At 45.5% G+C, this 10,273-nt stretch carries 8 protein-coding genes and 1 tRNA gene; 1 reads left to right on the forward strand and 8 read right to left on the reverse strand.

All coding sequences use genetic code 11. The features are described from left to right. Positions 1 to 2 precede the first annotated feature (2 nt). The 7 genes from hflK to tsaE all read right to left on the reverse strand — a co-directional run bounded on the left by hflK (position 3) and on the right by tsaE (position 8,172). The gene (gene hflK, locus MSG33_RS22535) at positions 3 to 1,208 is read right to left on the reverse strand and encodes an FtsH protease activity modulator HflK (protein WP_005395374.1); all 1,206 of its coding nucleotides are present in this window, start codon (positions 1,206 to 1,208) and stop codon (positions 3 to 5) included. 45 nt (positions 1,209 to 1,253) lie between these two features. Further along, complete coding sequence (gene hflX, locus MSG33_RS22540) at positions 1,254 to 2,543, reverse strand: ribosome rescue GTPase HflX (RefSeq protein ID WP_005381380.1); 1,290 nt, start codon at positions 2,541 to 2,543, stop codon at positions 1,254 to 1,256. Between the two features lie 38 nt (positions 2,544 to 2,581). Further along, positions 2,582 to 2,845: an RNA chaperone Hfq gene (hfq, locus tag MSG33_RS22545; RefSeq protein ID WP_005381379.1), complete on the reverse strand. Its 264-nt coding sequence runs from the start codon at positions 2,843 to 2,845 to the stop codon at positions 2,582 to 2,584. 193 nt (positions 2,846 to 3,038) lie between these two features. Further along, positions 3,039 to 3,971: a tRNA (adenosine(37)-N6)-dimethylallyltransferase MiaA gene (miaA, locus tag MSG33_RS22550; RefSeq protein ID WP_005395375.1), complete on the reverse strand. Its 933-nt coding sequence runs from the start codon at positions 3,969 to 3,971 to the stop codon at positions 3,039 to 3,041. Beyond that, positions 3,968 to 5,980 (reverse strand): DNA mismatch repair endonuclease MutL, encoded by a 2,013-nt coding sequence (gene mutL, locus MSG33_RS22555; RefSeq protein ID WP_248382194.1) that lies wholly within the window; start codon positions 5,978 to 5,980, stop codon positions 3,968 to 3,970. Before mutL ends, miaA begins: the two co-directional genes overlap by 4 nt. An 18-nt stretch (positions 5,981 to 5,998) precedes the next feature. After that, on the reverse strand, positions 5,999 to 7,714 hold the full coding sequence (locus MSG33_RS22560) for a LysM peptidoglycan-binding domain-containing protein (protein WP_005395379.1): 1,716 nt from the start codon (positions 7,712 to 7,714) through the stop codon (positions 5,999 to 6,001). Further along, positions 7,708 to 8,172 carry a tRNA (adenosine(37)-N6)-threonylcarbamoyltransferase complex ATPase subunit type 1 TsaE gene (gene tsaE, locus MSG33_RS22565; RefSeq protein ID WP_005395381.1) on the reverse strand — a complete coding sequence of 155 codons (465 nt, stop codon included), beginning with the start codon at positions 8,170 to 8,172 and terminating at the stop codon, positions 7,708 to 7,710. The genes MSG33_RS22560 and tsaE overlap by 7 nt, the downstream gene beginning before the upstream one ends. A gap of 277 nt (positions 8,173 to 8,449) precedes the next feature. Between tsaE and queG the strand changes: the two genes are divergently transcribed. Beyond that, positions 8,450 to 9,577: a tRNA epoxyqueuosine(34) reductase QueG gene (gene queG, locus MSG33_RS22570; RefSeq protein ID WP_114324015.1), complete on the forward strand. Its 1,128-nt coding sequence runs from the start codon at positions 8,450 to 8,452 to the stop codon at positions 9,575 to 9,577. A gap of 619 nt (positions 9,578 to 10,196) precedes the next feature. Here queG and MSG33_RS22575 read toward each other — a convergent pair. Then, positions 10,197 to 10,273: transfer RNA gene (locus MSG33_RS22575), tRNA-Met, on the reverse strand.

The following is a 10,273-nucleotide window of genomic DNA, read 5'->3' on the forward strand; positions in this document are numbered from 1 at the left end:
TCTTAGTATCTCCCTTGACGTGAACCTGTTGAACGAGACTGCGTGTTCGAAGTGTCTTCTTGTGTACGCTCAGACTCCAGTTGAATTTGATCGTAGGTTGAAGATGACTTCGATTTACGTTTTGTGTCTGCCTGACCTTCTTGGCCCGCCAACTTATCGATTGGAAGGTACAGAAGATTGCCGCTTGATTCCGAGTCAATCAACACTTTCGAAGTGCTTGAGTACACTTCTTCCATTGCGTCAATGTACAGACGGTCACGCGTTACACCTGGTGCCGCTTGGTATTCTGGTAGTAGTTTTTCGAACTGTGCTACCTGACCAAGAGCCTCGTTAGTGACACGCTCATTGTAACCTTGTGCTTCTTTCTTCAAACGTTCAGCACGACCCGTTGCCTTCGGCAAAATTTCGTTCTTGTATGCTTCAGCTTCACGGATGAAACGCTCTTCATCCTCACGAGCTGCGATTGCATCATCAAACGCATCTTTCACTTGCTCTGGTGGACGCGCAGACTGGAAGTTTACGTCAACAAGTACCAGCCCCATATCATAGCTATCAATGATTTGGTTCAGTGTTTCTTGCGTAGTTTGACGAATTTGCTGACGACCACTAGTTAGAATGCTATCCATCAATGAGTCACCAATTACTGCACGTAGTGCAGAATCCGTTGCTTGACGCAAGCTGTCGTCTGCATTGGTTACACGGTACAAGTATTTGTATGGGTCAGTCACTCGGTACTGAACATCCATCGCGACTGTTACGACGTTTTCGTCTTTAGTCAGCATTAGACCAGATGCACGTAGTGAACGAATCGCTTGTACGTTTACCGCTTCGTATTCATCAATAAAGCGAGGGCGCCAGTTAAGGCCTGGGTCTACGATACGATCGTATTTACCTAAACGCAGCACAACACCACGCTCTGCTTCACCGATGGTGTAAAAACCAGCGAAGAACCAAACTGCAACAGCAATAAGAGCAATCACGCCAAAGCCAATTGCACTACCACCACCGCCGCCGATTGGAGAACCACCGCCGCCTTTTTTACCAAACTTGCCACCCAGTTTTTGACTCAGTTTATTGAACACTTCATCTAAATCTGGCGGACCTTGATCTCGGCCACCAGGACGCTGGCCACCACGATTATTATTACCCCAAGGGTCATTATCGCGGCCATTGTTGCCGTTGTTATTTCCAGGCTCATTCCACGCCATTAGAAAGCTCCATCATTTGATATGACGTTATACTGTAGCAGTCCTTTAAGTGACTATAAAGCCAGTCAAAACTGCCCCTTCTCTTTTTTCAAGTCTAGACCAATCTACTTGCTGCATTCGAATATCGATCAACAAGTTACCATCCTGGTCATATTCCTCACGTTGAATACACTTCATTTGGAAGAAGGTACTACGGAATCGTCCTTGATACTGTGGAGGAATTCGCAACTGATGCTCGACCATTTGTGACGCCAGACGTTCCGTCAGTGCCTCAAACAGGACATCAATGCCCAACCCATCCATTGCTGAAACCCAAACTGCGCGAGGTACGCCTTCCTCGTCTCGTTCTATACGTGGTTTCTGCGAATCTAGATTGTCGATTTTGTTCATGACAACCAGAGTCGGCACTTCATGTGCATCGATCTCTTCTAGTACTTCATGAACAGCTTGAATATTCTCACGAAAACGCTCATCACTGGCATCAACAACATGTAACAAAATGTCAGCTTCTTGCGTTTCCTGCAAGGTTGCCTTGAAGGCCGCAACCAAGTCGTGAGGCAAATGTCGAATAAAACCAACCGTGTCAGCCAAAATGGCAGGCCCAACATCTGCTAACTCTATCTTACGTAAAGTCGGGTCCAAAGTAGCAAATAGTTGATCAGCGGCATACACGCCAGCTTCTGTAATACGGTTGAAGAGTGTCGACTTACCCGCGTTGGTGTAACCCACGAGTGAAACCGTTGGGATTTCAGCTCGATTTCGGGCGCGGCGCCCTTGTTCACGCTGCTTCGCTACTTTGTCTAAGCGTCGCAGGATGGCTTTGATTCTGTCACGCAATAAGCGACGGTCGGTTTCCAGCTGGGTTTCACCCGGGCCACGTAAACCAATCCCCCCTTTCTGCCTTTCAAGGTGCGTCCAACCACGAATCAAACGAGTAGAGATATGACGAAGTTGAGCCAGCTCTACCTGTAGCTTACCTTCGTGTGTTCGAGCTCGTTGAGCAAAGATATCGAGAATAAGACCAGTGCGGTCGAGAACTCGACATTGGCACAGTGCTTCGAGGTTACGTTCTTGGGCAGGAGAGAGGGCGTGATTAAAAATCACAATTTCGGCACCTGTCGACTGTACCGCAGTAGCAATCTCTTGGGCCTTACCCTCTCCGACATAGTATTTCGGGTGTGGGGATTGACGACTACCAGTTACCACTTGTAGCGCCTCTACCCCAGCAGAAGAAACCAGCATTTCGAACTCAGCCAGATCTTCCCATTCACCTTCTTGCGTGAAGTTGATATGAACAAGTACGGCTCGCTCACCGGATTCATAACGGTCAAACAAGCAATCAACTCCTTATTTTAAAAATACTCGATGAAGAATTAATCTTCTGATTTCTCTTGTGGACGCTCACCTTGTGGACGTTCACCGCTGTGATGGCTCACTGGACGAGCCGGCACAACTGTTGAGATCGCGTGCTTGTACACCATTTGGTTAACAGTATTCTTCAGCAGGATCACAAATTGATCGAACGATTCGATCTGACCTTGTAGTTTAATACCATTCACAAGGTAGATAGATACCGGGATACGCTCACGACGTAGCGCGTTTAGAAATGGGTCTTGTAGAGATTGCCCCTTAGCCATTTTATTTTCCTTATTTAATTTGTAGTTGTAATTATTTAGCTAGTGGTGCAATGCAAAAGATACTGCTTTTGCATCTGAGCTAAACGAATCAAAAATGCACTCTAAGTAATTAGCAGCATAGTATAAAAACCGCCAACAACAGATCCTTTGAGAGTGCGTTCACGCAAAAACGATCACATTATACACAGCTATGTCAATCAGATGCTATTGCTTCCGACATCGTTTCTAATGCCTGTTCAATGTTCTCGCTATCCAACCAAGTTAAGTCATCCCAGCTGCGTAACCAGGTGATTTGACGCTTGGCCAATTGACGAGTCGCGCATACGCCACGAAATACTGCTTCGTCACGTGTACACTCCCCATCTAAATACTCCCACATCTGTCGGTAACCGACGCATCGTATGGAAGGAAGATCGGGGTGAAGATCTTTTCGCGAATGTAGCGCTTTCATTTCTTCTTCAAAGCCCGCTTCCATCATCTTTTCGAAACGAAGTTCAATTCGACGGTGAAGTTCTGCCCTATCCTTGGGAGCTATTGCAAACTGCTTGACTCGGTATGGCAGGCTTTCACCTTTCGTTTGAGTCAATTCAGTCAAAGTTTTACCTGAAATACGAAAAACTTCCAATGCCCGAGATAAACGTTGGGGATCATTGGGATGGATTCTCGCAGCTGACACAGGATCAACCTCTTTGAGTTCATCGTGCAACACTGACCAACCTTTAGTCAATGCTTCTTGTTCAATTTGCTGACGAATTTCAGGATTTGCAGCAGGAAGTGGGGATAAACCTTCAAGTAGCGCCTTATAGTACAGCATTGTCCCACCCACTAAGAGTGGAATTTTTCCTTCTGCAACAATATCATCCATCGCTTTCAATGCATCACGACGAAAGTCGGCTACAGAGTAAGATTCGCTCGGATCCAAAATATCAATCAAGCGATGAGGCGCTAAACTTAACTCTTTTTCATCCGGTTTCGCCGTACCGATATCCATCCCTTTATAGATCAAAGCAGAATCAACACTGATGATCTCAACCGGGAACTTTTGACGAAGACGAATCGCCAACTCAGTTTTGCCTGATGCTGTTGGCCCCATTAAAAATAGCGCCAAAGGTAGTTTATCTGTCATGGTTTTAATTTGGCTATCGTGGCAGAGAAATCAACAGCGGATACGAATTTTGTATCCTCTAATGGCAATTGACCATCTCTTAGCTGTTCAAGTTCCGCAATAATTTGAATTGCTTCAGAAAAAGTATAATGACTCTTCACTGTCGTGACCTGCAATGCGAGCCAATCTATCAACTCAGACAGCATCTGAGCCGTTGCTATACCTTCCTTCACACAAGGTTGCGCGTAAGATAACAGATCTGGTACTAGATTTTGTAAGTTTTGTTGACGTAGCGGCGCGGGAACGCCCATCACCATTAAGGCTTGCTCATTTCTCGCTTTCAATTGAATGCCAAGTAACGCCAAATCTTGTTGATAATCTTGAGCCAGCTTCACTAACTCGGCCTCTAACTTAATAGATAGAGGAACGAGTAGAGGTTGTGCTTTAAGCGCGCCATCGCTTGGAGTGAGCTGCCCTTTTACACGATAAAATTCCGCTCTAGGTAACGAGACTAACGCCGCCCCACTGTCACTGCTCATCAAAACAAATTGCTCATCGACCATCACTAGCGCTTTGCCTAATGCATTAATCGATGGAAGTGATGCATTCGAAGTTGCCTTTTGGGGCTCTATCGGCGTTACGGGTTGAGACTCAAACTCTGGCGTTTTCAACAACTCGTGATAAGCGCGCACTTCTTGCTTGCTTGGTGCTGGCTCAACATGGCGCTCTTTATTGTGATTCGGCTTTGGTGCTGGTTTGGATTCCACCCAATCAGTACGCTTGAACGAGTCCGCAACGCGAGCTTCTCGCACGGAAGTATCCCTAGGACTGCGATCGCGAGGTTTAACTTCATAATCACTGCGTCCAGGATAAGCCGGTGTACTCTCTATCGCTTGATAAACACGCTCTGGAACTGGTGAAGGTGTCGGCCTTTGCAATTTTTCAGGCTCAGGCGAATGCTCAACCTCTTCGGACTCAGTCGGTTCCACACGATGAAATGCGGATTCATTAACCTGTGGTTTATCAATCACGGCGCTTTGCGCAAGTGCATCCGCCAAAGCTTGATAGATGAAATCATGCACTAAGCGAGCTTGGTGAAAGCGCACTTCATGCTTAGCAGGGTGAACATTCACATCTACTTGGTGCGGATCTAGCTCAATAAAGAGCACATACGCAGCAAACTGATCTGGCTTTAAGCTCATTTCATAGCTTTGACGAATCGCGTGATTGATTAATTTGTCACGCATCATTCGGCCATTCACATAGCAATATTGTAAATCGCTTTGCTGCCTGGCTCCCTCTGGTGTGGTAATCCACCCATGTAGCTTTAACCCTTGATGCTCAAGCTCTATTCTGAGCATGTGTCGAACAAACGCGTTACCGCAGACAGCTGCAATACGTTTTTCGGTTTGAAGCTGATTTTTCGCCGCGCGATATTGACGGATGATCTTGCCGTTATGACGCACATTGATGGTGACATCAAAGCGACTTAACGCAATGCGTTTCAATAACTCATCAATATGAGCAAATTCTGTTTTCTCCGTACGAAGAAACTTGCGACGCGCTGGAGTATTAAAAAATAAGTCCAACACCTCAACAGACGTGCCAATCGGGTGCGCTGCTGGCTTAAGCTTCACCTGCATATCACGCCCTTCGGAGTAGGCACTCCAGGCTTCTTCTTGCGCCGCAGGACGCGATGTGAGCGTCAAACGCGAAACTGAGCTAATACTGGCTAACGCTTCACCACGAAAACCTAGACTCATGATGGCTTCGAGATCATCCAAGGTATGTATCTTAGATGTAGCATGACGACTGAGCGCTAAGCCGAGTTCATCTTTCGCGATACCTTTGCCGTTATCACGAACACGAATCAGCTTTGCGCCTCCTTTCTCGATATCGATATCGATTCGAGTTGCGCCAGAATCAAGACTATTTTCAACCAGTTCTTTAATCACAGAGGCTGGTCTTTCGACCACTTCCCCTGCTGCGATTTGGTTTGCAAGTCTAGCTGGCAAAATTTTAATCGTCATAATGAGTTAAAAGCTCACCTACTTGTTTGGAATGATAAGAACTTGCCCAACCGCCAGCTGATCAGAGCGTAAGTTGTTCGCTTTACGTATGCTCGAAACGCTGACGCCGTATTTGGACGCTATTTTACCAAGGTATTCACCTCGAGAAACTTTGTGCTTACGGATCGGCTTATCTTTGACAGCGACTGTTATCTTCAACTTTTGTCCTACCCACAAGGTATCTGACTTCAGGTTGTTCTCACGGCGGATATCTGAAACCTTCACTTTATAGTGACTCGCGATCTTACCTAAGAACTCACCTGACTTAACCTTGTGAATAATGGTTTCTGTCTCAACAGTAATCGGTTTACTTGGCACTTTAATCGTGCCAGCAGAAGGGATTTTGAGCTTCTGACCAATTGCCAACCCAGTCGACTTCAAGTTGTTTGCCGACATCAGCGCTTTAGAGCTAAGCCCATATTTATTCGCAATCACCGATAACGACTCGCCACGTTTTACGGTATGCACTATTGGTTTCGCTGAAGGCGAGAATACCGTACCCTCTGGTGGATTATCTTTTAAGTACTTAACGACCGCCTTAGTGATCGCCTGAGCTAACTTATCTTGGTGCGCTCGTTGAAACAGCAACCGCTCTTCTGTTGGGTTAGAAATAAAGCCCGTTTCCACTAATACAGACGGAATCTGCGGAGAGCGTAAAACAGCAAGGCTAGTATTAATCGGTTTGGTGTTATGCAGGTGCGCAACACGTCCCATCTCACCAAGGATTTCTGTTGCCAGCTTATACCCTTCTTTTTGTGAATGACTAAACTGCAAGTCCAACAAAGTTTGGTTCACGTTACGATCTTTGGTCTTAGTGAAGAACGCATTACCCGAACCACCTAATATTTCAGATTGTTTCTCATGGTTCTCAACCCAGCGAGCAATTTCAGTATTTGCACGACGGGTATTCAGCACGAAAACCGAACCTCCGCGAGGCTTCGGTGAGGTAAACGCATCAGCGTGAATGGAAATCAGTAAGTGAGCATCATTTTCACGGGCAATGGCTACACGACGGTTTAGATTCACAAAGTAATCTCCGGTACGTGTCATACGCGTTTTAATCCCAGGCGTAGCATCGAGCTGAGCAGCAATTTTTCTTGAGATACTCAATACCGCGTCTTTCTCGTACTTACGGCGTGAAGGGCCAATAGAGCCAGGATCTTCACCACCGTGACCAGGGTCGATAACGATCAAGACTTCTTGAGCTCTTTGTACTGAACTCATGTCTTTACTGGTCGCCGCTGGCTTGCTCGGTTTAGAAGCTGAAGTCGATGCTTTCTTACCGTGCGGCAGGTCAATCACCAAACGGTGACCATATTGCCCGCCAGGTGTTGGGCTTAATTTAAACAATTCTGCTTGAACGCTCTTTTTCAGTTCAAACACCAAACGATAGGTGCCCTTCTCTGGCGGAGAGCTTTTTCGAACTAGCTTTAAAACCGGGCTGTCCGTAACAGTAACAGGCAGTTTGGCCTGCATGGTCGTGCTTTTTAAATCCACGACAAGACGATCCGGTCCGGATAAAGAGAAATAGGAATAGTCAGCTTCCGAGCCTAAATCGATGACAACACGCGTTTCATCAGGAGAAGGCCAAACTCGAAAACTCTTAACGACGTTAGCAAATGCTAAATTGGGGATGAGAAGGAGAAAAGTGGCGACAAACGTCGCCACTACTCTAAAATTTGAAAAACTCAACATAGCTCCAATCGACTGAGTAACTGCACACCATAATCATTATTAGCTGTTAGTTCGGCTACACGCTGCTCACCTTGGTAGCGAATGTTCACATCAAGATCCGGTTGTGGCAACAAACCATGCCCTTTTTCAGGCCATTCAACCAAGCAAATTGCATCATCTGTGAAGTAATCTCGAATCCCCATGAACTCAAGCTCTTCAGGATCCGCAAGACGATAAAGATCGAAATGGTACACTTGCCACTGATCCAACTGATACGGTTCGACTAGAGTATAAGTTGGGCTTTTCACGTTACCTTGATGGCCAAGAGCACGGACAAAACCACGACTAAAGGTTGTTTTACCTGCACCCAAATCACCATGCAGATAAATTGTGGTTTGTTGCGAACAAAGGTGAGCCAGAGCGGTACCTAGTGCAACCGTTTCGTGCTCATCTTTTAAATTGAATTGTTTCGTGCTCATTGATGCTTCTCTAACTAATGATCGTTGACTATATAAAAATCAAAAGAACAGGAATAGTAAACCGTGTTGGTTTTGAGAGACAAGCTTTCAAATGTCATATGTGCGAAAAAAGTATCCAAGGAACGGTATCTTAATCACCTTAGTATCGACCTAGATTTAGAATATATGCAAATGACTTCAATAAGCAGTATTCACAGCATCAAAAACGTCCCTAACTGGGTAGCACCAAAGCCAGAGATCCGTTAAGATCCGCCCCCCTTTTATTCCGGTGGTTAGCATGAACTACGAACAACTCGCACAACAAATCAAAATTTGGGGAAAAGAGCTCGGCTTCCAAAAAGTTGGGATCTGCGACGTTGATCTGAGTGAGCATGAAGCCGCACTGCAAAAGTGGCTCGATGCAGGCTATCACGGCTCAATGGACTGGATGGCTCGTCACGGTATGATGCGAGCTAGACCCCATGAGCTACTCCCGGGAACCGTTCGTGTGATCAGCGTTCGGATGGACTACCTACCACCAGAAGCACAATTCGCTTCGAACCTAGCGAATAAAAATCATGCCTATATTAGTCGCTATGCATTAGGGCGTGATTATCACAAGCTCGTCAGAAAACAACTAAATAAGCTCGGCAAACTTATTGAACAAGAAGTTGGTCAGTATGGTTACCGACCTTTCGTCGACTCCGCACCAATATTGGAGCGACCACTCGCCCAAAAAGCAGGCTTAGGCTGGACAGGGAAACATTCCCTGATTTTAGATCAGGACTGTGGCTCGTGGTTCTTTTTAGGCGAGTTACTTATCGACTTGCCACTTCCCGTTGACGAGCCAAGCGTTGATCAGTGCGGTAAATGCAAAGCATGCATTACCTCATGCCCAACACAAGCCATCGTTGAAGACAAAGTTGTCGATGCTAGACGCTGCATCTCTTACCTCACCATCGAGTTCGATGGCGTGATCCCTGAAGAGTTTCGCAAGCCAATGGGTAACCGCATTTATGGCTGTGATGACTGCCAATTGGTTTGCCCATGGAATCGCTACGCCGACATAACGGAGCAGAGTGATTTCCATCGTCGCGATAGTTTCAAAAACCCGGATCTCGTTGACATGTTTAACTGGGATGAAGCGACTTTTCTAAAAAATATGGAAGGCTCCGCTATTCGTCGCATTGGTCATATACAGTGGCTGCGTAATATTGCTGTCGCACTTGGTAATGCAGAATACAGTCAACGAGTCATTGATGCGTTAGAAAGTCGACAAGGTGAAAATAAATTACTTGATGAACACATCAAATGGGCTTTGGCCGAGCAACTGAATCAACTCCCCATTGAGAATAAAGCATCTACAGAGACGAAAAAGCAGCGCTTAATAAGAATCGTCGAGAAGGGGCTACCAAGAGACGCATAGTGCGTAGTCTATATGCAAGAGATTGAAAGCACTTTTACATGTTCAATTCATGACCTTGTTCTCAATTTTGTAATGTGGAAAAAAATTTGAGACTCAAGAAAAACAAGCTAGCAGAAAAAAGTTAAACACAGCTTGGAGAAATGACTAGGATCAAAAAAATACCAGTTAATGATCGTATTTTAACGTATCCGATCCGACAAAAAACTTATTTTTCTCTTATTTAACAAAGACTTAATCAATATTTCGTTATTATTTCGACTTTCCTTCAGCGAAAAGATCTTTCTTCTCCATCGCAAAAAGTCAAGCTAAAAACACTTTATCAACTAACTTATCCACAGAACGACGTATGTGGATAACTCTGTTAATTAAAGTAGATAAAACATGCAGAACCTCATCATGCTTGTACGCCAGCCGATTCATATCGTGTTTTAAACACAAACGAAATCGTCCGACATCATATGATGCGGATAAAATTTAGTTTTTGGGGATTCATGCTTCGCAGCATTATGAAAAGAGCGATGTGATTGGTTGCGAGAAGCAGGAATTGAATCAAGCGGCGCATCCGTCGACGACTTAGGATTGTGCTAATAAATAAGCATTCAATCTATCGTCTTGTATTTGGTTGCGGGGGCCGGATTTGAACCGACGACCTTCGGGTTATGAGCCCGACGAGCTACCAAGCTGCTCCACCCCGCG

This window comes from Vibrio sp. 1CM7H (assembly GCF_023161645.1).
GTDB classification, from domain to species: Bacteria; Pseudomonadota; Gammaproteobacteria; order Enterobacterales; family Vibrionaceae; genus Vibrio; species Vibrio diabolicus.